At 58.2% G+C, this 23825-nt stretch carries 22 protein-coding genes and 4 pseudogenes; 5 read left to right on the plus strand and 21 right to left on the minus strand.

Annotated features, from left to right (window positions below; genetic code table 11):
• Nucleotides 1–6 precede the first annotated feature (6 nt).
• The 14 genes and pseudogenes from pal to RHM58_RS01120 form a co-directional block, all read right to left on the minus strand.
• Nucleotides 7–504 (minus strand): peptidoglycan-associated lipoprotein Pal, encoded by a 498-nt coding sequence (gene pal / locus RHM58_RS01055; protein ID WP_201206155.1) that lies wholly within the window; start codon nt 502–504, stop codon nt 7–9.
• Nucleotides 505–556: 52 nt separating this feature from the next.
• Complete coding sequence (gene tolB / locus RHM58_RS01060; protein WP_416195313.1) at nt 557–1807, minus strand: Tol-Pal system beta propeller repeat protein TolB; 1251 nt, start codon at nt 1805–1807, stop codon at nt 557–559.
• A gap of 47 nt (nt 1808–1854) precedes the next feature.
• Nucleotides 1855–2934: a cell envelope integrity protein TolA gene (gene tolA, locus RHM58_RS01065; RefSeq protein ID WP_201206160.1), complete on the minus strand. Its 1080-nt coding sequence runs from the start codon at nt 2932–2934 to the stop codon at nt 1855–1857.
• The gene (gene tolR / locus RHM58_RS01070) at nt 2934–3386 is read right to left on the minus strand and encodes a protein TolR (RefSeq protein WP_201206765.1); all 453 of its coding nucleotides are present in this window, start codon (nt 3384–3386) and stop codon (nt 2934–2936) included. Before tolR ends, tolA begins: the two co-directional genes overlap by 1 nt.
• 23 nt (nt 3387–3409) lie before the next feature.
• Nucleotides 3410–4105, minus strand: a complete 696-nt coding sequence (tolQ, locus tag RHM58_RS01075; protein WP_201194068.1) for a protein TolQ — start codon at nt 4103–4105, stop codon at nt 3410–3412.
• Nucleotides 4095–4562 carry a tol-pal system-associated acyl-CoA thioesterase gene (gene ybgC / locus RHM58_RS01080; RefSeq protein WP_201194070.1) on the minus strand — a complete coding sequence of 156 codons (468 nt, stop codon included), beginning with the start codon at nt 4560–4562 and terminating at the stop codon, nt 4095–4097. The genes tolQ and ybgC overlap by 11 nt, the downstream gene beginning before the upstream one ends.
• Nucleotides 4563–4700: 138 nt before the next feature.
• Nucleotides 4701–5762, minus strand: coding sequence for a Holliday junction branch migration DNA helicase RuvB (gene ruvB, locus RHM58_RS01085; RefSeq protein WP_201194072.1), 1062 nt, complete (start codon nt 5760–5762; stop codon nt 4701–4703).
• Nucleotides 5763–6379: pseudogene (gene ruvA, locus RHM58_RS01090) on the minus strand (Holliday junction branch migration protein RuvA).
• Between the two features lie 115 nt (nt 6380–6494).
• A complete protein-coding gene (gene ruvC / locus RHM58_RS01095) occupies nt 6495–7019 on the minus strand; it encodes a crossover junction endodeoxyribonuclease RuvC (RefSeq protein WP_008147379.1) in 525 nt (174 codons plus the stop codon).
• Nucleotides 7020–7175: 156 nt separating this feature from the next.
• Nucleotides 7176–7924 (minus strand): annotated as a pseudogene (locus RHM58_RS01100) (YebC/PmpR family DNA-binding transcriptional regulator).
• A 119-nt stretch (nt 7925–8043) separates the two neighbouring features.
• Nucleotides 8044–9819: an aspartate--tRNA ligase gene (aspS, locus tag RHM58_RS01105; protein ID WP_201206162.1), complete on the minus strand. Its 1776-nt coding sequence runs from the start codon at nt 9817–9819 to the stop codon at nt 8044–8046.
• A 121-nt stretch (nt 9820–9940) separates the two neighbouring features.
• Nucleotides 9941–10162, minus strand: a complete 222-nt coding sequence (locus RHM58_RS01110; RefSeq protein WP_010457489.1) for an FmdB family zinc ribbon protein — start codon at nt 10160–10162, stop codon at nt 9941–9943.
• 163 nt (nt 10163–10325) lie between these two features.
• Nucleotides 10326–10640 (minus strand): ribbon-helix-helix domain-containing protein, encoded by a 315-nt coding sequence (locus tag RHM58_RS01115; protein WP_201206164.1) that lies wholly within the window; start codon nt 10638–10640, stop codon nt 10326–10328.
• Between the two features lie 270 nt (nt 10641–10910).
• Entirely contained in the window at nt 10911–11381 is a 471-nt protein-coding gene (locus RHM58_RS01120; RefSeq protein ID WP_201206166.1) for a Dps family protein, read from the minus strand.
• A 310-nt stretch (nt 11382–11691) separates the two neighbouring features.
• On the opposite strand from RHM58_RS01120, the gene RHM58_RS01125 reads away from it, so the two are divergent.
• Complete coding sequence (locus tag RHM58_RS01125) at nt 11692–12294, plus strand: cold-shock protein (protein ID WP_201206169.1); 603 nt, start codon at nt 11692–11694, stop codon at nt 12292–12294.
• Nucleotides 12295–12398: 104 nt separating this feature from the next.
• Here the strand turns inward: RHM58_RS01125 and RHM58_RS01130 are convergent, their stop codons facing one another.
• Both RHM58_RS01130 and RHM58_RS01135 read right to left on the minus strand, forming a co-directional pair.
• Nucleotides 12399–12605 (minus strand): SlyX family protein, encoded by a 207-nt coding sequence (locus RHM58_RS01130; RefSeq protein WP_123598145.1) that lies wholly within the window; start codon nt 12603–12605, stop codon nt 12399–12401.
• 3 nt (nt 12606–12608) lie between these two features.
• On the minus strand, nt 12609–13034 hold the full coding sequence (locus RHM58_RS01135; RefSeq protein WP_201194079.1) for an HIT family protein: 426 nt from the start codon (nt 13032–13034) through the stop codon (nt 12609–12611).
• A gap of 913 nt (nt 13035–13947) precedes the next feature.
• Between RHM58_RS01135 and RHM58_RS01140 the strand changes: the two genes are divergently transcribed.
• Nucleotides 13948–15276 (plus strand): OprD family porin, encoded by a 1329-nt coding sequence (locus RHM58_RS01140; RefSeq protein WP_322269456.1) that lies wholly within the window; start codon nt 13948–13950, stop codon nt 15274–15276.
• 141 nt (nt 15277–15417) lie between these two features.
• Here RHM58_RS01140 and RHM58_RS01145 read toward each other — a convergent pair whose 3' ends face one another.
• Both RHM58_RS01145 and RHM58_RS01150 read right to left on the minus strand, forming a co-directional pair.
• The gene (locus RHM58_RS01145) at nt 15418–16260 is read right to left on the minus strand and encodes a mechanosensitive ion channel family protein (RefSeq protein WP_322269457.1); all 843 of its coding nucleotides are present in this window, start codon (nt 16258–16260) and stop codon (nt 15418–15420) included.
• Nucleotides 16261–16461: 201 nt separating this feature from the next.
• Nucleotides 16462–16947, minus strand: coding sequence for a YajQ family cyclic di-GMP-binding protein (locus RHM58_RS01150; protein ID WP_201206175.1), 486 nt, complete (start codon nt 16945–16947; stop codon nt 16462–16464).
• 140 nt (nt 16948–17087) lie between these two features.
• On the opposite strand from RHM58_RS01150, the gene RHM58_RS01155 reads away from it, so the two are divergent.
• The 3 genes and pseudogenes from RHM58_RS01155 (at nt 17088) to RHM58_RS01165 (ending at nt 20670) form a co-directional block, all read left to right on the plus strand.
• A complete protein-coding gene (locus RHM58_RS01155) occupies nt 17088–18005 on the plus strand; it encodes a putative 2-dehydropantoate 2-reductase (protein WP_322269459.1) in 918 nt (305 codons plus the stop codon).
• A gap of 45 nt (nt 18006–18050) precedes the next feature.
• A pseudogene (locus tag RHM58_RS01160) lies at nt 18051–20086 on the plus strand (sensor histidine kinase).
• A 2-nt stretch (nt 20087–20088) separates the two neighbouring features.
• Nucleotides 20089–20670 carry a cob(I)yrinic acid a,c-diamide adenosyltransferase gene (locus RHM58_RS01165; protein WP_322269460.1) on the plus strand — a complete coding sequence of 194 codons (582 nt, stop codon included), beginning with the start codon at nt 20089–20091 and terminating at the stop codon, nt 20668–20670.
• 110 nt (nt 20671–20780) lie between these two features.
• Here the strand turns inward: RHM58_RS01165 and RHM58_RS01170 are convergent, their stop codons facing one another.
• From RHM58_RS01170 to argJ, 3 genes and pseudogenes are all read right to left on the minus strand, one after another.
• A complete protein-coding gene (locus RHM58_RS01170; protein ID WP_322269461.1) occupies nt 20781–21725 on the minus strand; it encodes a Nudix family hydrolase in 945 nt (314 codons plus the stop codon).
• Complete coding sequence (locus RHM58_RS01175) at nt 21722–22354, minus strand: glutathione S-transferase family protein (protein ID WP_201206185.1); 633 nt, start codon at nt 22352–22354, stop codon at nt 21722–21724. The genes RHM58_RS01170 and RHM58_RS01175 overlap by 4 nt, the downstream gene beginning before the upstream one ends.
• Before the next feature lie 148 nt (nt 22355–22502).
• Nucleotides 22503–23719 (minus strand): annotated as a pseudogene (gene argJ, locus RHM58_RS01180) (bifunctional glutamate N-acetyltransferase/amino-acid acetyltransferase ArgJ).
• Nucleotides 23720–23825 lie beyond the last annotated feature (106 nt).

Below are 23825 nucleotides of genomic sequence, written 5' to 3' on the forward strand. Positions count from 1 at the left end.
GACGAATTACTTACGCAGTTCGACGCGACGGTTTTGAGCCCAGGACTGCTCGTCGTTGCCGGTAGCAACTGGACGCTCTTCGCCGTAGGAAACCAGTTCCAGCTGAGCTGGGGAAACACCTTGCAGTACCAGGTAGCGCTGAACGGCTTTCGCACGACGCTCGCCCAGTGCCATGTTGTACTCACGAGTACCACGTTCGTCGGTGTTGCCTTCCAGAACAACGCGAGCGCCGTTTGCTTTCAGGTCTTTGGCGTGAATATCCAGGGAGCGCATGGCTTCTGGCTTCAGGTCCGAGCTGTCGTATTCGAAGTAGAAGGTGGTGATTGCGCGCAGAGCAGCTTCTTCGCTCAGGGAGCCATCAACAGCACCAGTGTTAGCGCCGTAACCAGCGTTTGGATCGACAGCGCCTTGACCGGCATTGTCGCCGCCTTTGGACGAGCAACCTACAGCTACAGCCATGGCCAGAGCCAGCGCAGCAAATTTACCAAACTTCAGCATTTCCATCGTGAAACTCCTAATGAACCCCAGTGTGTTAAGTAAAACGTGTAGCGCCGCGTCAGTTCAGGTAAGGGGACCAGGAAGGTTCTCTGACTTCGCCTTGTGCGGTAGGAAGCGGGAGCCTTACGCGTCCATTAATGGACACGAGCATCAAGACTCCCCGGCCCTGCTGGCGGGTGGCGTAGATTACCATGGTGCCGTTGGGCGCAACAGTAGGCGACTCGTCCAGAGTGCTATCAGTGAGGATTTTTACGCTTCCGCGCTGCAAATCCTGGGCCGCCACCTTGAAATTAGTGAAGCCATCCTGGCGGTGAATCATCACCAGGGTCTTTTCATCAGCCGAAAGCTTAGGGTTGGCGTTGTAGTTACCAATGAAGGTCACACGTTCCGCACCGCCACCACCGACGCTGGTTTTGTAGATTTGTGGCTTGCCGCCACGGTCGGAGGTGAAGTAGATGGTCGAACCATCCTTACCCCAGAACGGTTCGGTATTGATGCCGGGACCGTTGGTGACGCGAGTGATCTGACGCGAACCCAGGTTCATCACATAGATGTCCGGGTTGCCGTCTTTCGACAGTACGAATGCCAGGCGATTGCCATCCGGCGACCAGGCTGGCGCGCCATTCAGGCCTTCGAAGTTGGTGATCTGCTCACGGCGACCGGTGTCGATGTTCTGCATGAAGATACGCGGACGCTTCTGCTCGAACGATACATAGGCGATACGCTTGCCGTCCGGTGCGAAACGCGGCGACAGGATTGGCTCGCGCGATTGCAGCAGGGTCACGGCGCGGGCACCGTCATAGTCCGAACGTTGCAGCGTGTAGCGCGTGTTCTTCTCAGAGAAACGCTCGGCTGTCACGTACAGCAGGCGTGTCGAGAACGCACCTTTAATACCGGTGAGTTTTTCGAACGACTGGTCAGCGATGTAGTGCGCCATGTCGCGCAGTTGATCGACGCTGCCCGACACGCTGCCGGTCAGCACTTGCTGCTCGGTGGCGACGTTGAACAATGCGTACTGAACCTGCAGGCGACCGCCCGCCGGAACAATGCTGCCGACCATGATGTACTGGGCGCTGATCGCCTTCCAGTCACGGAAAATGATTTCGCTGGCCTGGCTCGGCTGGCTGATCATCTGCTGCTTTGGAATCGGCGAGTAATAGCCCGAGTTGCGCAGGTCATTGCCAATGATTTCGGCCATGTCGTCCGGCAGCACAGTGCCGCCCTGGAAACCGAACGGCACTACCGCAATCGGGGTAGCCCGATCACTGCCGCTGGTGACCAGAATGTTTTTTTCGTCTGCTACCGCCATCCCTGCCAGGCAGCAGATAACGACAAGCATTCCTCGAAGAAGGTTTCTCACAAGGCTAGATCCTCAGGTGTGAATGTCATCTTGAATGAACGATACGGAGCAAAATCGCTCGGCTTCATTCCCTGCATTTCTGTCAAACGTCCAATATTCTTCACCGCTGCCACAGCCGACGAGTCGAACGGACCATCGCCACTGGACTTGGCAATACTGACCGAAGTCACCGTACCGTCCGGCAACATGCCGATTTGCAACACGACCGTCATGCCTTTGCGTGCCGAAGGAGGACGAGCCCAGCCTTCTGCTGCACGAGCACGAATCAAATCATCGAAACTGCCGGCGACTTCGTCACCCTGCTCATCGGCCAACGCCTGCTGACGCTGCGGCGTGTCGGAAAGCAAATCTGCCAAGGCCTGGGCCTTTTTATCTTCGGTAGATTTACGTGCCGCATCCTGCGATTTCTTCTTCGCAGCATCGGCAGCAGCTTTCTTCTTCGCTTCGTCGGCGACTTTCTTCTTCGCCTCTTCAGCTTCAGCTTTCTTCTTGGCGTCGTCCGCGGCTTTCTTCTTCGCGTCTTCGACGATCTTTTTCTTCGCTTCTTCAGCGGCCGCTTTCTTGGCCTCTTCTTCAGCAGCCTTCTTGGCTTCTTCTTCAGACTTCTTCTTGGCTATATCAGCCAATTGTTTCTCTTCGACCTTCTTGGCTTCGGCGGTCTTCTTCGCTTCGTCGGCTTTTTTGGCTTCATCAGCCTTTTTCGCTTCCTCAGACTTCTTCGACTCGTCGGCCTTTTTGGCTTCCTCGGCTTTTTGAGCCGCTTCTTCTTTCTTTTGTTCCGCAGCCTTCACCGCTTCCTGCTCGACCTTCTTTTGTTCCATCTGTTCGACTTCGGTCTGACGCGCAGCAGATTTCTGCGCTTCACCCGCAATCTTCTGATTGGTCTGGGTGGTCGCCCGACTTTTCGATTTCAGCTGGTACAGGGTCGCCTGGACAATCGGCTTGGCCGGCGGCAACTCAGGCGTCATGGCGAAACTGACGAACAGCATGCCGAAAACCAGCACGTGCAAGCCAATCGCCCAGACACTAGGCCAGAAGTAGCTTTCCGAGGCTGTTGGCTCTCGTTGTTGCTGCATCAGGGCGCCTCGGTAATCAAGCCAACATTACCGACTCCGGCCTTCTGCAACCCGCCCATGGCGCCCATGACCGAACCGTAGTCGACGGTCTTGTCGCCACGAATGAAGACTTGGGTGTGCTTGCCGTTTTCGTTGCCGGCGCTGATGATTTTGGTCACTGCGCTGGTCATCTGCGGCAAGGTCATGGCCTTGTCCTGCTGCTTATCGGTGTCGACTTCGCTGCCAAGGTTCCAGTAGTAGGTCTTGTCAGCCTTGATCGAAATGGTCAGGACCTGGGTGTTGTTGTCCTGCGGCAAGGCTTCGCTGGAAACCTTGGGCAGATCAACTTTCACGCCCTGATTGAGCATCGGCGCGGTCACCATGAAGATGACCAGCAGTACCAACATCACGTCGATGTAAGGCACTACGTTCATCTCGGCAACCGGCTTGCGCTTTTTGCGAGCTCGAGCGATTAAAGCCATTGGAAATTACCTGCTTATTCTTCGCTGGTGTGCACTTTGCGGTGCAGGATCGCCTGGAATTCATCGGCGAAGGTGTAGTAGCGGCTCAGCAGGGTTTCGCTGCGAGCAGCAAAACGGTTGTAAGCAATTACCGCTGGGATAGCTGCAAACAGGCCGATGGCGGTGGCCACCAGTGCTTCGGCGATACCCGGGGCCACGGTGGCCAGGGTCGCCTGCTGGGCAGTTGCCAGGCCACGGAAGGAGTTCATGATGCCCCAGACCGTACCGAACAGACCGATGTACGGGCTGACCGAACCGACGGTGGCGAGGAACGGCAGGCTCTGCTCGAGCTTTTCTTCTTCGCGGGAAATGGCCACGCGCATGGCACGGGCCACGCCTTCCATGACCGCTTCCGGGTCAACGCCTGGCTGCTGGCGCAGACGGGAGAATTCCTTGAAGCCGGCACGAAAGATTTGCTCGACGCCCGAATCCGGATCAGGGTTGCTGCCGGCCTGACGGTAGAGCTTGGACAAATCGATACCCGACCAGAAGCGCTCTTCAAAGCTCTCCAGGGCACGTCGACCAGCGCGTATCAGATTGCTGCGCTGAAAGATCATGATCCATGAGGTCACCGATGCGGCTACCAGAATCAGCATTACCAACTGCACCACGACGCTGGCATTGCTGACCAGGCTCCACATGGAGGAATGGTCGACGACGTTAGCTTCCACGCTTTATCTCCTGCTTTGAGTGTGTACCCGCGCCGCTCTCGCCGGCAAAGGCCGCACGTAGAGCTTCGGGAATGGCCCGGGGTTTCAAACTATTAGTGCGCACACAGGCCACCAAAAACTGCCCTTCGCAGAGCAGCACATTATCCGTAGCCCGCCTGACCTGCTGTTTAAAGCGCAGGCTGACACGGTTCAATTCGATTACTTCAGCGCTTACCAACAGCTCGTCGTCCAGTCGCGCCGGCGCGTGGTAACGCGCTTCGCTGGAATGCACGACGAACAACAGGTCCTCCCCTGCCAGCGCCGATTGGGCAAAGCCCAGATCCCGGAGCCGCTCGGTTCGAGCCCGTTCCATAAACTTGAGGTAATTAACGTAATACACAATGCCGCCCGCATCGGTGTCCTCGTAATAAACGCGACAACGATGTGCGAACGGCTCAAGCCCGTTTTGCGCGCGCATACTCTAGTGCTTACTCCTCAGGTTGCCAATCCGGCGAGGCAACTGTTTTTCATTGTTGCGGGGCTTTCGAGTGAAAGATTCGTCATCTGAGCCCCTAGGACCACACAAACCTTCAATCGATCAGCCTGCAAACGTTAATTAATCGTCCACTGCATCGAGAAACTCGTCTACCACGGGCATCTCACCCAATCGTGACGGAATGTTTAAACCGAAATGCAGATACGCGTGCCGGGTCACCACCCGCCCACGCGGTGTTCGCATGATGTAGCCCTGCTGGATCAGGTACGGTTCCAGCACGTCTTCAATGGTGTGGCGCTCTTCACTGATGGCCGCCGCCAGGCTGTCGACCCCGACCGGCCCCCCGTCGAACTTCTCGATCATGGTCAACAGCAGGCGTCGATCCTGGTGATCGAAGCCACGTTCGTCGACATCCAGCAGGTTCAGGGCCAGGTCGGCAATCGGCTTGGTGATGTGGCCCTTGGCCCGAACTTCGGCGAAATCCCGCACCCGACGCAGCAAACGGTTGGCGATTCGCGGGGTGCCACGGGCGCGGCGAGCGATTTCGAAGGCGCCCTCCGGGTCCAGCGGCAAGCCAAGGATGTTCGCCGAACGGCTGACAATCGTCGCCAGGTCCGCAGTGCTGTAGAACTCCAGACGCTGGACGATCCCGAAACGGTCACGCAATGGGTTGGTCAGCATGCCGGCACGGGTAGTTGCACCGACCAGGGTGAACGGCGGCAGATCAAGCTTGATCGAACGCGCGGCCGGCCCTTCGCCGATCATGATGTCGAGCTGGAAATCTTCCATCGCCGGGTACAGCACTTCCTCAACGATCGGCGACAGCCGATGAATTTCATCGATGAACAGCACGTCGTGAGGCTCAAGGTTGGTCAGCAGCGCGGCGAGGTCACCCGGGCGCTCAAGTACCGGGCCCGAGGTGCTTTTGATCGACACGCCCATTTCCTGGGCGATGATGTTGGCCAGCGTGGTTTTACCCAGGCCCGGCGGGCCGAAGATCAGTGTGTGATCCAGGGATTCGTTGCGACCACGGGCAGCCTGGATGAACAACTCCATTTGCTCGCGTACCGTCGGCTGGCCAATGTATTCGGCCAGGCTAAGGGGACGAATCGCGCGGTCCTGGACTTCCTCGCGGTCACGGGGGCCAGGTGTGGCGGCGATCAGACGATCAGCTTCAATCACTTAAATCATTCCCTTCAGGGCACGACGAATCATGTCTTCACTGCTCAAACCCTTCTCCTTGATCGCGGAAATCGCCTTGCTGGCCTCCTGCGGCTTGTAGCCCAGGGAAATCAGCGCGCTGACCGCGTCATTTTCGGCGGTGGCCACCGGGGCCGGCGCATCCGGCCCACCCGGCTGGTTCGGCACCAGGGCGAACATCGCCGGCACGGTTTCCCAGGCCTTGAAGCGGTCCTTGAGTTCCACCAGCAAACGCTCGGCGGTCTTCTTGCCCACGCCCGGCACTTTGGTCAGCGCCGAGGTGTCCTGGGACTGCACGCAACGCACCAGCTCATCGACTTCCAGGCTCGACATCAAGGCCAGGGCCAATTTCGGCCCTACACCATTAAGACGGATCAACTCGCGAAAAAGTCTCGCTCACGCTTGCCGTAGAAGCCATAGAGTAACTGCGCGTCTTCGCGTACGACCAAATGGGTGTGCAAGGTCAGCGGTTCACCGACCGACGGCAAGCGATACAGCGTGGTCATGGGCACTTCCAGCTCATACCCCAGACCATTTACATCCAGAATCAGGTGCGGCGGCTGTTTCTCAGCCAGGGTGCCGCGCAAGCGTCCAATCACGTTTCAGATCCTTGAGCGTTAGCCAGCCCGAGGCCAGCGACTGACAGAGCAAGGGTTTTGCGCCGACGACACAGGCGCAAAAACCTCATTCCATAAAAAATGATTGCTGATGCTATCAGAGACGCAGGCGCCCGCCACGACTGCGTGCCGTGCCGAGGCCATGAGGCAGCAGGCTGGAACGGGTGTGAGCGTGACAAATGGCGATGGCCAGGGCATCCGAGGCATCGATTTGCGGCTTGCTGGTCAATTTGAGCATGTGCATGACCATCATTTGCACCTGCTCTTTATTCGCCGCGCCGGTCCCGGTCACTGCCTGCTTGACCTGGGTCGCGGTGTATTCCGCAATTTCCAGGCTTTCTTCAGCGCCAGCAACAATGGCGGCACCGCGGGCCTGACCAAGCTTCAGTGCAGAGTCGGCGTTGCGCGCCATAAAGACCTTTTCGATGCCCATGGTCACCGGGCCGTAGGTCTGGATGACTTCCCGCACACCGCGATAGACGATTTGCAGGCGCTCGTGCAACTCGCCGGAGCCCGTGCGAATGCAACCCGACGCCACGTAAACGCAGCCACGCCCGGTATCGCGTACCACGCCATAACCGGTGATGCGCGAACCGGGGTCGATACCAAGAATTAAAGTCATAACGCCTGCGGGTTCAGTAAAAGCACGATATCCAATACACCAAATAAAATGTGGGAGCGAGCCTGCTCGCGAAAGCGGTTTCATATTCAGCAACGATGTTGCCTGAAAATCCGCATTCGCGAGCAAGCTCGCTCCCACATTGGATCTTAGTCGCCCTTAACCCAGCTGTGCGGCAACCGACTCCGGAATGTCCGCGTTGGAATAGACGTTCTGCACGTCATCCAGGTCTTCCAGCATGTCGATCAGCTTGAGGACCTTCTCGGCGCCGTCCAGGTCCAGTTCGGCACTGGTGGTCGGCAGCATGACGATTTCCGCGTCATCGCCTTTGAAACCGGCTGCTTCCAACGCGTTACGCACGGAGTAGAACCCAGCGAACGAGGTGAACACGTCGATCGAGCCGTCTTCGTGGGTGACCACGTCATCGGCATCGGCTTCCATGGCCGCTTCCATCAGCGCGTCTTCATCAACGCCTGGCGCGAAGGAAATCTGCCCCTTGCGTTCGAACAGATAGGCCACCGAACCGTCAGTACCAAGGTTGCCGCCACACTTGCTGAAGGCATGGCGAACAGCGGCTGCCGTGCGGTTACGGTTGTCGGTCATGCACTCGACCATCACCGCCACACCACCCGGGCCGTAGCCTTCGTAGCTGAGTTCGACCATGTCGTCGGTATCGGCTGCACCGGTCACCGCGAGCGACCGCGCGATGCAATGATGTCGCGGCTCATGTTTGCACCAAGGGCCTTGTCCAGCGCCAGACGCAGACGCGGGTTGGAGCCTGGGTCGCCGCCGCCCTGACGGGCCGCAACGGTCAGCTCACGAATCCACTTGGTGAAAATCTTGCCCTTCTTGGCATCCTGACGTTCTTTGCGGTGCTTGATGTTCGCCCACTTGGAATGACCCGCCATATCTCGCTCCGAATTCTCTTTGAAACATTGCCCGCCGCGCATTGAGCGCCGGCCAGCAACAAAAAATCTCGACCTATAAAAAAGGCGCATCCCATAAGGATGCGCCTTCAGGGTCAGCCTTACTCAGCCTTCGGCGTTTCGCGCAGACGAATGTGCAGTTCGCGCAATGCCTTGGCATCCACCACACCCGGTGCTTGCGTCATCACGTCGGCAGCACTCTGGGTTTTAGGGAACGCGATCACTTCACGGATCGACTGGGCACCGGTCATCAGCATCACCAAACGGTCCAGACCGAAGGCCAGGCCACCGTGCGGCGGCGCGCCGTATTTCAGGGCGTCGAGCAGGAAGCCGAATTTCTCTTCCTGTTCCGCTTCTTCGATACCCAACAGGCGGAACACCGTCTGCTGCATTTCCTTGCGGTGGATACGGATCGAACCGCCACCCAGCTCGGTGCCGTTCAGGACCATGTCGTAGGCACGGGACAGAGCGGTCGCCGGGTTGGCTTCCAGTTCTTCCGGCGTGCACTTCGGCGCGGTGAACGGGTGGTGCAAGGCACTGAAGCTGCCGTCGTCGTTTTCTTCGAACATCGGGAAGTCGACGACCCACATTGGCGCCCACTTGCAGGTCAGCAGGTTCAGGTCGTTGCCGACCTTGATCCGCAGTGCACCCAGGGCTTCGCTGACGATCTTCGATTTGTCGGCGCCGAAGAACACGATGTCGCCGTCAACTGCGCCAACACGATCAAGGATCACGTTGAGGTTGGCTTCAGGGATGTTCTTGACGATTGGCGACTGCAGGCCTTCAACGCCTTTAGCGCGCTCGTTGACCTTGATGTACGCCAGGCCCTTGGCACCGTAGATGCCGACGAACTTGGTGTAGTCGTCGATCTGCTTGCGCGGCATGCTCGCAGCGCCTGGTACGCGCAGGGCGGCAATGCGGCATTTCGGGTCGTTGGCAGGGCCGCTGAACACCTTGAAGTCGACTTCTTTCAGTTGGTCGGCAACGTCAACCAGTTCCAGCGGGTTACGCAGGTCCGGCTTGTCGGAACCGTAACGGCGCATGGCTTCTTCGAAGGTCATGTGCGGGAAGTCGCCGAATTCCAGATCCAGCACTTCCTTGAACAGGTTGCGGATCATTTGCTCGGTGATGCCCATGATCTCTTTTTCATCGAGGAAGCTGGTCTCGATGTCGATCTGGGTGAATTCCGGCTGGCGGTCAGCCCGCAGGTCTTCGTCACGGAAGCACTTGGCGATCTGGTAGTAACGATCGAAGCCGGCAACCATCAGCAGTTGCTTGAACAACTGTGGCGATTGCGGCAAGGCGAAGAAGGAACCGGCGTGAGTACGGCTCGGCACCAGGTAGTCGCGCGCGCCTTCCGGGGTAGCACGGGTCAGGATCGGCGTCTCGACGTCGAGGAAGCCGTTCTCGTCCAGGAAGCGACGGATGCTTGTAGTCATGCGCGAACGCAGACGCAGCTTCTCGAGCATTTCCGGGCGACGCAGGTCGAGGAAGCGATAGCGCAGGCGGGTTTCTTCGCCAACGTCGGAGAACTCGTTGAGCGGGAACGGCGGGGTTTCCGACTCGTTCAGCACTTCCAGCTCGTAGCCCAGCACTTCGATCATGCCCGACGCCATGTTGGCGTTGGTGGCACCGGCCGGACGCAGGCGAACCTTGCCGGTGATCTTCACGACGTATTCGCTGCGCACGCGATCGGCGGCGGCGAAGCTCTCGGCGCGGTCCGGATCGAATACCACTTGGGCCAGACCGTCACGATCACGGATATCGAGGAAAATCACCCCGCCGTGGTCACGGCGACGGTGTACCCAACCGCAAAGAGTAATTTCCTGGCCTTCCAGGGCTTCGTTCAGCTGGCCGCAATAATGGCTGCGCATCATGGTAGTGGTTTCACTTCTCGTAATCGAAATTCGTTTGGAGGCCTCGCGTACATCCAGCCCTTTATAAAGGTGCCAGATGATGCAAGAACTCACTCGTGTCGTTCAACTCAGGTTCCAGACCTTAGTCAGCTTTGTCGCCGCCGGCCAGATTCTTCTTGGAACCGGTCTTGAAGTCGGTTTCGTACCAGCCGGTGCCACTGAGGCGGAAACCCGGCATGGACAGCATCTTCTTGAGCTCTGGTGCCTGGCACGCAGGGCAGTCGACCAGCGGTGCTGCGCTGATCTTTTGAATGGCTTCCAACTGATGACCACAGGAAGCACATTGATAGTCGTACATCGGCATGGGGGTTGTCTCGGCGATCAGATTGCTACCGCATACGCAGGGTTTTGCGGCAAAGAGCGGGATTATATCCATTAAATGCAGCCTGTGCAGCCGTAAGACTGCACAGACCGACACACCGCCCACTCTGGCCAACCACACAGGTGAGCCAGGTGAGGGGCGCGCACTACTTAAGGCTGTGTACAACGCAGACAACACGAACCAGCCCGGTGAAATTCTTCACCCCGCCGTGACGCAAATGAACCTCGCGGTCCACGTGGGACAACAGGGCACTGATCGAGCAGCAATTGAGCGTGGCCATTTCACTCAGGATTTCCCAATAGACCTGCTCTAGCCGCAGACAGGTCGCAAAACCGTTCAAGCGCACCGATCGGGATAAAGGCCGGGCCAACCCCATATCGAACTCGCTGACGAACGGATCAATTTTTATTGCCTGTTGTTCGCCGAGCCTCCATTCGCCTCGACTTTCTCCATAAACCATACCGTTGACACTCCTTTGCCATCCCTGGTTTCTATAAGAGCAACCTCCTGTGCCTTTATAAAAACGCAGGCGCAAAGTTATATCCAGATGACTTTATGACCATCAACGTAGGATAAGCAGACAACGGAGAGAGGATCATGGACACGGTCCTACGCCAGACCATTTCCTACATGACCCGGCATGTTTTCTTTAACTGACACGGTGTTTTTCTGAGGAAAAAAACGCTGCGCGGACAACGCCGCCCCCGGCGCCATCCGCGCACCGACGTTATTACTGATCCAGCAACGAGCGCAGCATCCACGCTGTTTTCTCATGAACCTGCATACGCTGGGTCAGCAAGTCCGCCGTTGGCTCGTCACTGACTTTGTCCAGCAACGGGAAAATCCCGCGTGCGGTGCGGGTCACCGCTTCCTGGCCGTCGACCAGTTGCTTGATCATGTTTTCGGCAGTGGGTACGCCCTCCTCTTCTTTAATAGAAGACAGACGCGCATAAACCGAATAGGCACCGGGTGCAGGAAAGCCCAAGGCACGGATTCGCTCGGCAATTGAATCGACCGCCAGGGCCAGTTCGGTGTATTGCTCTTCGAACATCAAGTGCAGGGTCCGAAACATCGGCCCCGTGACGTTCCAGTGGAAGTTGTGGGTTTTCAAATACAGCACATAGGTGTCCGAGAGCAGGCGCGACAGCCCGTCGACGATGGACTTGCGATCCGCCTCACTGATACCGATATCAATTGCCATGTTTACCCCCTAAAGGTGATGAAATTCATCGAACAAGTGCAGGACCACTGTAGCAAGGCGATGGACCCACCGCTGCTTTGCAGGGCCGACAGGCCTGCGACAAATCGACCGTGGGGGCACCGCCGGACTCCCTGATTTGAGTAGCCGCAGCCTTTGCTGTTAAATAGGCAGTGTGTCGCCATGTCCCTATTTTTCGGGGTGTCGCGCATAGGCTGGTACCGGGTGCGTGTCCACCGCCTCTTATTGTTCTGAAGCGAACCGTGCTCAATCAGCTCTTCCTTGTGATCCGTCTTAACGTGAGTCAATCAAAATGTTGAAAATCGTCCACCTGCTAATGGGCGCAGCAGCCTTGCTGCTGTCCTTCATCCCTAGCCTGCGATCCGAAGCCGTACCTTACCTGCAACAACCCGATGCGCTTTACCTGGCCTTTTTCGGCCTGCTCAACCTGACCCTCGCTCCGGTTATTCCTTACTGGAACAAAGGTCCTCGCCATCAACTGCAAAACCTGGTCAGCGCCCTGCTGGTCCTGGCTGTCGTATTGCAAACCCTGACGTTGATCGCACCGATGCCGGTTATCGCCGGTCAACCTGCGGTGCTGTTCAGTCTGGTCATTACCCTGGTCGCTGTGCTCCTGCACCTGGCAATCAGCTTCTACAAATCGTCACCGGCCGCCTCTTCGCCAAGCTATGACATGAGCAACCGCGATACCGGCACCGTCAAGTGGTTCAACACCTCCAAAGGCTTCGGCTTTATTTCCCGCGACTCCGGCGATGATATTTTCGTGCACTTCCGGGCCATTCGTGGCGAAGGTCACCGCGTCCTGGTCGAAGGCCAGCGCGTGGAGTTCTCCGTGATGAATCGCGACAAAGGCCTGCAAGCCGAAGATGTGATTGCCGCATTGCCCCGTCGCTGATTCCAGGCGATAAAAAAACCGCGAGCAGCCTGGCTGTTCGCGGTTTTTTATTGCGTCGACTTTTAGCCGGTGAACTCAATGCCGGCGAAATCAATGCCTTTGAGTCAGTAGTGCGGCGGGGGCGCCTCTTCTTCGGAGGATTCGAACTGGCCGACCATTTCCTCCTGACGCCGCAGCAGAGCAGCCATTTGCAGTTGCAGGCGTTCGACCACCCGTTGTTGCGTGACCAGGATATCGTTCAATGACTGAATGGTGTCGTCCTGGAACGCCAATTGGCTTTCCAGGTCGTTGACGCGCTCTTCCAGGCTCATGTGTCAGCCCTCCAGAAACGTGAATTTGTCGGTCAAGACCAGACGCAGTCGTTCGCGAATGACCGCGACCTGTTCGTCACTGTAGGGCTTGGCCGGGTGCTTGCCCCAGACCGGGGCTGGCCACGCCGCGTCTTCACGCTTACGCACGATCACATGCATATGCAGCTGACTGACAACGTTACCCAGCGCGGCAACGTTCAGCTTGTCGGCGTCGAACGAGTCCTTGAGCATCTCTGCCAGGGCGGTGGTTTCCTGCCAGAGCTGCTGTTGATCTGCGACATCTAACTGAAACAACTCGCTGATATCCTCGCGGCGTGGCACCAGGATGAACCAGGGGTAGTTCGAATCGTTGGACAAGAGCAACCGGCAGAGTGGGAAATCCCCGATCGGTAAGGTGTCTTGTTGAAGTCGTGGATCTAAAGCGAACACTGTGCGCACTCCCGCCGGTTTCATCATTTTCAGCTTAGCGCCCCTCATCTGAGGCTGCGCGCCAAGCGACAGGACGGCAGCATACCTGCGAATGCCCCGGGCTTCACGACGAACCGTACTCATAGCCAGACCGGTCCATTCAGCAACGCGGGACGAGCGCCCCGACATGAGACATTTTTCACTGGAGCGCACCATTACAGAACCGATACCCACAAAAAAAACGCTGGAATGACCCACTGATAACCGTACGTTTTCATGCCCTAAACGTGCGCACTGTGTGAATTCGGTACAGCGATTAAAATTTTTTGCACCAAAACCGCACAGCGCGTCTACGCTGAGTGCGTCAGGTTGCGCCAATTACTCACTTTTGGTGTGAACCGGTAACGTTTTTTGTGGTCGCTCGACGAGCACGATGTGGCAACACCATGCAAACCATGGCGTCAAGTGCAAACAAAACGGACTTGAACCCCCCGGTTTTATGAGGTTTTTACAGCAGCAAGCAGGCCTACAGAAAAAAACAGGTGCGGATTGCTGATTTGAGCACGCTTGTTGCATTCACACCCATATCGCCTATAAGCGCCCCGCTGGAAGTGGGAACCTTAAGGCAAATAAAAACAGTGGCAGGGTTGCCCGATGGAGATTCAAACGTTTCACCAGGGACTCTTTTTACCGATGCTCAAACCCAGAAAAACAACGCTAAAGTTGTCAATCCGGTTGCGTCGGGGCAGTGAATTTGCGACATCTACCAAGCCGTTTGCGACAGGGTCGTAAAGAAGCTGAAAGGTTAGATACGCAAGTATCGCCAACATTGTCGGCGTGATATAAGTTTGCGCCGACACAAAAGAAAGAGCCGCCCAGATAATAAAACAGGTGGGACGGCAGTACTCTTCTAAAACCAAAGGAGCAAATCACGATGCGCGTGATGAAGTGGAGCATGATCGCACTGGCAGTTGCAGCAGCAGCCAGTACTCAATTGGCAACGGCCGCACCTTTCGTAAGCGACCAGTCCGAAGCCAAAGGCTTTGTAGAAGACAGCACAGCTAAGCTGCTGCTTCGCAACTACTACTACAACCGTAACAAGACCAATGGCGCAGTCGACGACAAAGACTGGACCCAAGGCTTCCTCGGCAACTTCAGCTCGGGTTACACCCAGGGCACTGTTGGTGTCGGTATCGATGCTTTCGGTTATCTGGCTGTCAAACTTGACGGCTCCGACAAGTACTCCGGTTCGGGCAACCTGAGCACTAGCGCAAATGGCGAAAACAACGACAGCCAAGGCAAAGCCGGCGCTGCTGTTAAATTCCGCATTTCCAAAACCGAGCTGAAAGTCGGCGACATGCAGCCATCCACCGCTCCGGTGTTTGCTGTTGGCGGTTCCCGTGTACTTCCTCAGACTGCCAGCGGTTTCCAACTGCAGAGCAGCGAAGTCAAAGACCTTGACCTGGAAGCCGGCCACTTCACCTCGGCCACCAGCCAGGACCGCAACGCTCGTGATGGCGATCTGTGGGCTACCTACGCTGGCGTGCAAGCCAACTCCATCGACTACTTCGGTGGCAAGTACGGCATCAACGACAACCTGACCGCGTCGCTGTATGCAGCCAAGCTGGAAGACATCTGGAACCAGTACTACGCCAACGTGAACTACACCATCCCGATGGGTGGCGATCAGTCGGTTAACCTGGACGGTAACATCTACCGCACCACCGATACCGGCAGTGCAAAAGCAGGCGAAATCAGCAACACCGCCTTCTCCCTGGCCGCTGCTTTCTCGTTCCTGAAAGCACACACCCTGACCTTCGCTTTCCAGAAGGTTAACGGTGACACTCCGTTCGACTACATCGGCGTGGGCAAAAACAACCGTGGCGGCGACTCGATCTTCCTCGCCAACTCCATCCAGTACTCTGACTTTAACGCTCCTGGCGAAAAGTCCGCTCAAGTCCGTTATGACTTGAAAATGGCCGAGTACGGCGTTCCTGGTCTGAGCTTCATGACCCGTTACGTTAAAGGTTGGGACATCGACGGTACCAACACTCCAGCAGGTTCCTCTTACGCTGGTCTGTATGGCAAAGATGGCAAACACCACGAAACCAACGTCGAAGCCAAGTACGTAGTTCAAACAGGCCCGGCGAAAGACCTTTCGTTCCGTATTCGTCAGTCTTGGCACGTTGCTAACGCCGCTGAAGGCGAAGGTGATATCTCCGAGTTCCGCCTGATCACCGAGTACCCACTGAACATCCTCTAATCGTCATCGATTAAAGTTTGTCAGCATAAAAAAGGCCCATCTTCGGATGGGCCTTTTTATTGTCTACGGCTTACGCTTAATTGATTAGCTTGCTACTCAATAACGCCTGACCCGCCAGTCAGGCATTAATTGATCTCAACCTCAATCCACCGACGCTTCCTGAACCACACGAATAACCCGCTGTGGCAACGGAATATTAATACCAGCGGCCTTCAAACGATTGCGGGATTGTTCGTTGAACAGGAACATCACATCCCAGTAGTCCGCGGTCTTGACCCAAACACGCAGCGAAACAGTAATCGAACTGTCGCCGAGGGTCGAAATAACAGCCTGCGGTGCAGGCTCGGTCATGATTCGCTCGTCTTTAGCCAGTTCCAGCAACACCTCACGGGCCTTCTGCAAGTCCGCTTCGTAGTCCACGCCTACATCGAACACGACTTTACGAGTCGGCTGACGGTTGGTATTGGTGATAATGCCGTTGGACAGTACACCGTTAGGCACGATGACGGTCTTGTTGTCGCCCGTACGCAGGATCGTATGAAAGATCTGAATGCTGTCGACAGTACCTGCTGTGCCTTGAGCCTCGATCCAGTCACCAATGCGGAACGGACGGAACAACAGAATCAATACGCCGCCAGCGAAGTTCGCCAGGCTGCCCTGCAAAGCCAGACCGATGGCCAGGCCGGCCGCACCGATAGCTGCCACGAACGAGGTGGTTTCAACACCGATCATTGAGGCGACGCTAACAATCAGCAGTACTTTGAGAATGATGTTGGCCAGGCTGCTGATGAAGCCCTGCAACGCCAGGTCAGCGTTACGCAGTGCCAGCAAACCGCCGAGTTTTTGCGTGAGCTTGTTGATCAGCCACCAGCCGATGGCCAGGGTAATCACTGCCAGCAACACGCGGCTGCCGTATTCCATGATCATCGGAATCCAGGCTTGAGACGCCTTGACCAGATTGTCCACTTCAGTATTCAAGTCCATCTACTTTCTCCTGATTTCCGGCCATCCGGCACGCGAAAAATAAGCGGCAGAAAAAACCCGCCGAGTTAAGCACTATCAAGGTGGAAGCGGGCTTGCTCCGGGCGGCGTTCCGACGAACGCGGTGTGTCATTCAACAGTGATGTTGACTGATACGGCCCCTTCGCGAGCAAGCCCGCTCCCACAGGTTCCCACGTTGCGAGGTCAGTCGCGGAAGTTGTTGAACTGCAGCGGCATGTCGAACGTCTTGGCGCGCAGGGCCGCAATGGCTTCCTGCAAATCGTCACGCTTCTTGCCGGTAATACGTACCTGCTCGCCCTGAATGGCGGCCTGGACCTTGAGCTTGGCGTCCTTGATGTGAGCGACAATTTTCTTCGCCAGCTCTTTGTCGATGCCTTCCTTGAGAACGGCTTCCTGTTTCATCAGCTTGCCCGACGCGTAGGCGTCTTTGACTTCAAGGCACTGCACATCGATTTTGCGCTTGACCAGGGCCAGCTTGAGGATCTCGATCATCGCTTCGAGCTGGAAATCAGCTTCAGCGGTCAGGTTGACGGCCAGGTCCTTTTCCTTGAACTCAAAGGTGCCCTTGCCTTTCAGGTCATAACGACGATCGAGTTCCTTGACGGCGTTCTCGACCGCGTTGGTGACTTCGTGTTTGTCCAGTTCGGATACCACGTCGAACGACGGCATGTAGTTTCTCCAATAAAAAGGCGCGCTCGATAGCGATGGAGCGCGCTTGGCTTGCGGTTAAAATCGGGCTCATTATAACGGGTCTTTCCCCACCGATACTGCGAGCCTCACATGCCTGCCTCAAACCGAGCAAAAAGCTGATGTCCACCACCTGGTATGTTCTGGGCGCCGGCAGCCTCGGCACGTTGTGGGCCACCCGTCTGGCGCGGGCCGGGGTTGCGGTCCGGCTGATCGTGCGTGACGAGCAACGCTTGCAGTCCTATCAAGCGGCCGGCGGTCTGACGCTGGTGGAACACGGTGTCGCAAAAACCTATGACATCCCCGGCGAAACGCCCGACGGCGGTGAGCCGATCAGCCGTCTGCTGGTGGCCTGCAAAGCCTACGACGCCGAAAAAGCCGTGGCCCAACTGGCGCCGCGCTTGGCCTCTGGCGCCGAGCTGATTCTGTTACAGAACGGCCTCGGCAGTCAGGATGCCGTTGCCGCGCGGGTGCCACAGGCGCGCTGCATCAGTGCGTCGAGCACCGAAGGCGCGTTTCGCGATGGCGACTGGCGCGTGGTGTTCGCCGGTCATGGTTACACCTGGCTGGGGGATGCCGGTCATCCGGTAGCGCCGATCTGGCTGGATGATTTGAGCGCCGCCGGGATTCCCCACGAGTGGAGCACCGAGATCCTGACCCGCCTGTGGCGAAAGCTTGCGCTTAACTGTGCGATCAATCCGCTGACTGTGCTGCACGACTGCCGTAACGGCGGTTTGCAGCAGCACCAGTGCGAAGTCGCCACCCTTTGCGCAGAACTGACCGACTTACTGGAGCGTTGCGGCCAACCGGCTGCCGCCGAACTCCTGCAACAGGAAGTCGAGCGGGTGATCCAGGCCACCGCTGCCAATTACTCCTCGATGTATCAGGATGTCGCCCATCAGCGCCGGACCGAAATCAGCTATCTATTGGGTCATGTCTGCAAAGTCGCGGCGCGGCACCAGTTGAACCTGCCGCACCTCAATCAGCTTGAGTCGAGGTTGATCGCTCATCTGCACAGCCTTGGATTGCCCAGCGACTGAGCAGCGGCTACGCTGGCCACTTGTTCCTTTTCAGCGATGAACCTGATGCCACTGCGCCAGCGCCTCGAAAACCTTCCCGTCGGCCAGAAACTGCTGGCCGCCCTGCTGGTGCTGTTGATCACCGTCCTGCTGGTCGCCAACCTGACCTTTATCAGCGCCGCGTATTACATTTCCCAGGAAAGCATGGCGCCCCAGGCCTTGCAGACCATCGGCAGACTGATCTCCAACCCGAGCCTGGTGTCCGACGCATTGAAGTCGCCACAAAGCGCCGATCGCCTGCTCAACGAACTCAACAGCTATTCACCGTTGCGTGCCGCGGCGCTCTACGACGGCAACGGCGAACGCCTGGCCCAGTTGCAGCATGGCGACAAGCTCAAGCTGCCCGAGCGCTACAAGCACATCGAAGCCTGGCAAGCCACGGAGTTTCGCAGCAATCAAATCATCACCCTGCCCCGCCCCGGCACCGATCCTGGCCACCTGCTACTGGTAGCCAGCAGCGAACTGCCGATGGCGTTCTACACCGGCACCCTGACCGCGAGCCTGGGGATTCTGATCTTCAGCGTACTGCTGTGGCTGGTGATCGCCCGGCAGATCAAACGCCTGATTACCCGGCCGATCCATGAACTCGAAGAGCTGTCCCGGCAGGTCACCCGCGAAGAGAACTACGCCTTGCGCGCCTCCCGGGGCAACCACGATGAAATCGGCAGCCTCGCCGAGGCGTTCAACACCATGCTTTCGCGCATTGAAGCCCGGGAGCAGCAGCTCAAACGCGCCCGGGACGACTCCCAGGCCGCTTACGATCAGGCCCAGGGCCTCGCGGAAGAAACCCGCCACACCAACCGCAAGCTGGAACTGGAAGTCCAGGTCCGGAGCAAGATCGAGAAGAAGCTCACCGGTTTCCAGAACTACCTCAACAGCATCATCGACTCCATGCCGTCGGCGCTGATCGCCCTCGACGAACAGCTCTACGTCACGCAATGGAATCAGGAGGCCAGCGCCCTGTCCGGTACGCGGCTGGATGAAGCGCTGAACCAGCCGATCTTCCTGGCGTTCGAACCGCTCAAGCCGTTTCTGCCGCAACTCAAGCAAACCGTCGAGCAGCACACCGTGGCCAAGATCGAGCGGGTGACCTGGTTCAAGGACGACGAACCCAAGCACTACGCCCTGACCTTCTACCCGCTGATGGGGGTGCCGGGCGCGGCGTGGTGATCCGGATCGATGACATCACCCAGCGTTTGTCCCTGGAAGAAATGATGGTGCAGTCGGAAAAAATGCTCTCGGTCGGTGGCCTCGCGGCCGGTATGGCCCACGAAATCAACAACCCGCTGGGCGCGATCCTGCACAACGTGCAGAACATCCGCCGACGCTTGTCTACCGAACTGCCGAAAAACCTCGAAACCGCCGAGCAACTGGGGATCGAGCTGGACGTGGTCAACCGTTACCTGCAAGGCCGGGAAGTGCCACAGTTGCTCGACGGCATTCAACAGGCCGGCGCACGGGCCGCGAAGATCGTCACGCACATGCTCAGCTTCAGCCGTCGCAGCACCCGACAAATGGCCCCGTGCGACCTGCCGGCGCTGATCGATCAAGCGGTGGACATCGCCGGCAATGACTTTGACCTGGCCATCGGCTTCGACTTCAAGGGCCAGGCAATCATTCGTCAGTTCGACCCGGCGCTGGGCCCGGTGCCCGGCACCGCCAACGAACTGGAACAGGTGCTGCTCAACCTGCTGAAAAACGCCGCCCAGGCCATTCATCAACGTGAAGATGACAGCGAACCGGGGCGGATAATCCTGCGCACCAAGCTCAATCCGCCGTGGGCCGAAATCCAGGTCGAGGACAACGGCATCGGCATGAGCGAGAACGTGCGCAAACGCACCTTCGAACCATTCTTCACCACCAAGGAAATCGGCCAGGGCACCGGCCTTGGGCTGTCGGTGTCGTATTTCATCATCACCAACAACCACAAGGGTCAGATGGAAGTGCAGTCGACCCTCGGCCAAGGCACCTGCTTTACCTTGCGCCTGCCATTGGCGGGCACCCCGCTCGTCTCTCAAGAACTCAATCAGCTACCGAGGTAACCATGGGCTTTCGCTTGTCGAAGATTTACACCCGCACCGGCGACAAAGGCGAAACCGGCCTGGGCGATGGCCGCCGCGTGCCCAAGGATCATCCGCGGATCGAGGCGATTGGGGAAGTCGATACGCTGAACAGTCAGGTCGGCGTGTTGTTGGCCGGGTTGGCGGCGGAAAGTGATGCGTATCCGGGTTTGACTGAAGTGATCGAGGTATTGGCGCCGTGTCAGCATCGGTTGTTCGACCTTGGTGGTGAACTGGCGATGCCGGTGTATCAGGCGCTGAACGCAGCGGAAATTGAGCGGCTGGAAGCAGCCATTGATGTCTGGAATGAAGAGTTGGGCCCGCTGGAGAATTTCATTCTGCCGGGCGGTTCAGCGTTGATTGCCCAGGCCCACGTCTGTCGCAGCCTGGCCCGCAGTGCGGAACGGCGCTGTCAGCATTTGAATGCCGTTGAACCGCTGGCCGGGGTTGGCCTGGCGTATATCAATCGGCTGTCGGATTTGCTGTTTGTGGTGGCAAGGTTGATTGCCAAGCGTCAGGGGATTGCCGAGATTTTGTGGCAGCCAGCGGCCAAACCTCAGGTTTAGTCGGCGCCTTTCAGGACGCCTTCGCGGGCAAGCCTCGCTCCTACAGGGGTACGCATTCCAATGTAGGAGCGAGGCTTGCCCGCGAAGAGGCCAGCGGCATCACCGCAGAATCAAGCCTCAGGCCAGAACGCCCGAATCCCCGCCACACCCTGCGCCCCAGCCTCCCAAGCCTTCTCGCGTTCCGCCGGGCCAACACCACCCAACAAGAACACCGGTTTGCTGAAGCCTTCGATCAGGGCCTTCGCCTGTTCCCAGCCCAACGGCTGAGCATCCGGGTGCGTCTGGGTCGGCTGCACCGGCGACAGAGTCACGAAGTCGACGCCCATCTGCTCGGCCAACGCCAGTTCTTCCGCGTTATGGCAGGATGCCGCCAACCAGCGCGACGCCGGCAGCGGTCGGCCCTTCTCTGCATACTTGCGCAACTGCGCAGCGGTGATGTGCCAACCGGCGGACGGGAAGTCCCCCAGCCACTCGAACGGCCCCTTGATCATCAACTGCGCCTTGCCGGCACATAGCCCCGCCGCATCCACCGCCAGATCGCGGTATTTAGGGTCGTAGCCGTTCGGTGCCCGCAACACAATCAACTTGATGCCACCGGCAATGGCTTTCTGGATACCGCGCAGCAAGGCCGGGGTTTCCAGATCTTCCGGGGTAATCAGGTACTCCGCCGGCAGCCGTGCGGCCGCAACGATCGGCTGGTTGGCCGCCGGGAACTCGTAATTCAGCAGATCACGGGGCGCAACCCACTCCAACGGCTGGCCTTCAGCACCGTGAGGCTCGCCGGTAAATGCCGAGACTTCCCAGACGTCCAGCAACACCTGCTTGTCCGGGTAATCGTGTTGAACCTTGATCAGCGGTCGCGCTGCACCGACGACAATCCCCAACTCTTCCTGAAGTTCGCGTGCCAAAGCGGTTTCGACCGACTCGTCGGCCTCGACCTTGCCACCGGGAAACTCCCACAAACCGCCCTGATGCTGGGTATCGGCACGGCGGGCGATGAGGATCTTGCCAGCGCTGTCACGGATAACAGCGGCGGCGACGTGTACTCGTTTCACTGCGTTACCTCCTCCAGAGCGTCCTTCTGCCAAGCCTTGAAGGCTGGCCATTGGTAAATGGTTTCGACATAGGCTTCATCCACAGCAGGCAGCTTCACCTGATAAGTGCGCAGACGCACGGCAATCGGTGCGAAGAATGCATCGGCCAGGGTTGCACCGCCGAACAGGAACGGACCGGTTTCGGTGGCAACCGCGCGGCATTCAGCCCACAACGCCAGCATCCGCTCGATGTCTGCCTGAGCATCCGCCGGGGTCGAGGCCAGCGCTTCGTCACGGCTCAGGTCAAACGACATGTTGCTGCGCAAGCCAAAGAAACCGCTGTGCATCTGCGCGCAAGCCGAACGTGCCTGGGCACGGGCGGCGGTGTCTTTGGGCCAGAGACCGGCATCGGGAAACTGTTCAGCCAGGTATTCGGCAATCGCCAGCGAATCGGCGATAACGCCGTGTTCGGTTTTCAGCAGCGGGACTTTGCCGGTCGGCGAATGCTTGAGCAGGCGTTCACGGGTGTCCGGCTGGCCGAGCTTGATCAGTTCTTCGGTGTAGGGAGCACCGGCCAGATCGAGGGCCAGTGCACCGCGCAGGGACCAGGAGGAAAGCAGTTTGTCGCCGATGATCAGGTGCAGGCTCATGTTCGGGACCTTTTGATGGGGAATTCAGGCCAGAATCTCTAGCGTCTGGTAGTCCGTCTTCGCGGGCAAGCCTCGCTCCTACAGGGTATTGCGGTGTACACAAATCCAATGTGGGAGCGAGCCTGCTCGCGAATGGAGCGACTCGGTCTTACGTACGGTACTCGGCGTTGATCTTCACGTATTCGTGGGACAGGTCGGTGGTCCAGATGGTTTCGCTGCAATCGCCGCGGCCCAGTTCGATACGGATAGTGATTTCTTCCTGCTGCATCACCGCCGAGCCCTGGGCTTCGGTGTAGGTCGATGCGCGAGCGCCACGGCTGGCGATGCACACATCACCCAGGAACACGTCGATCTTGCTCACGTCCAGGTTCGGCACGCCGGCACGGCCGACGGCGGCCAGGATACGGCCCCAGTTCGGATCGGAGGCGAACAGCGCGGTCTTGATCAGCGGCGAGTGGGCCACGGTGTAACCGACGTCCAGGCATTCCTGGTGATTGCCACCGCCGTTGACTTCAACGGTCACGAACTTGGTGGCACCTTCGCCGTCACGCACGATGGCCTGGGCCACATCCATGCAGACTTCGAACACGGCTTGCTTGAGCTTGGCGAACAGTTCACCGCTGGCGCTGGTGATTTCCGGCAACGCGGCCTGACCGGTGGCGATCAGCATGCAGCAGTCGTTGGTCGAGGTGTCGCCGTCGATGGTGATGCGGTTGAACGACTTGTTGGCGCCGTCCAGCAACAGGTTTTGCAGCACCTCGCGGGAGACTTTGGCGTCGGTCGCGATGTAGCCGAGCATGGTCGCCATGTTCGGACGAATCATGCCCGCGCCTTTGCTGATACCGGTGACGGTAATGGTCACGCCGTCATGCTGGAACTGGCGGCTGGCACCTTTGGCAAGGTGTCGGTGGTCATGATGCCGGTGGCGGCAGCTTCCCAGTTGTTTACCGACAGGTCGTCGAGGGCGGCTTGCAACGCGCCCTCGATTTTCTCGACCGGCAGCGGCTCGCCGATTACACCGGTGGAGTACGGCAGCACCAGGCTGGCATCGACGCCAGTCAGTTCAGCCAGTTTGGCGCAGGTGCGCTCGGCAGCCGCCAGGCCAGGTTCGCCAGTGCCGGCGTTGGCATTGCCAGTGTTGGTCAGCAGGTAACGCACCGGCCCTTGCACACGTTGCTTGGCCAGAATCACGGGAGCTGCGCAGAAAGCGTTCAGGGTGAACACGCCCGCGACCGTGGAACCTTCGGCACAGCGCATGACCACGACATCCTTGCGCCCTGGGCGCTTGATGCCGGCCGAGGCGATACCGAGTTCAAAACCGGCAACCGGGTGCAACGTTGGCAAAGGACCAAGACCAACAGCCATGAATGCGCTCCTTTAAAAATGATGTCAGCACCGTCATCAGGAAGACGGTGGGTTTAAATGGCAAAACGCCGCGACGGCTGATGCCGGTCGCGGCGCGGGTATTTCA

The sequence above is a fragment of the Pseudomonas sp. 10S4 genome, assembly GCF_034344865.1.
Lineage (GTDB): Bacteria > Pseudomonadota > Gammaproteobacteria > Pseudomonadales > Pseudomonadaceae > Aquipseudomonas.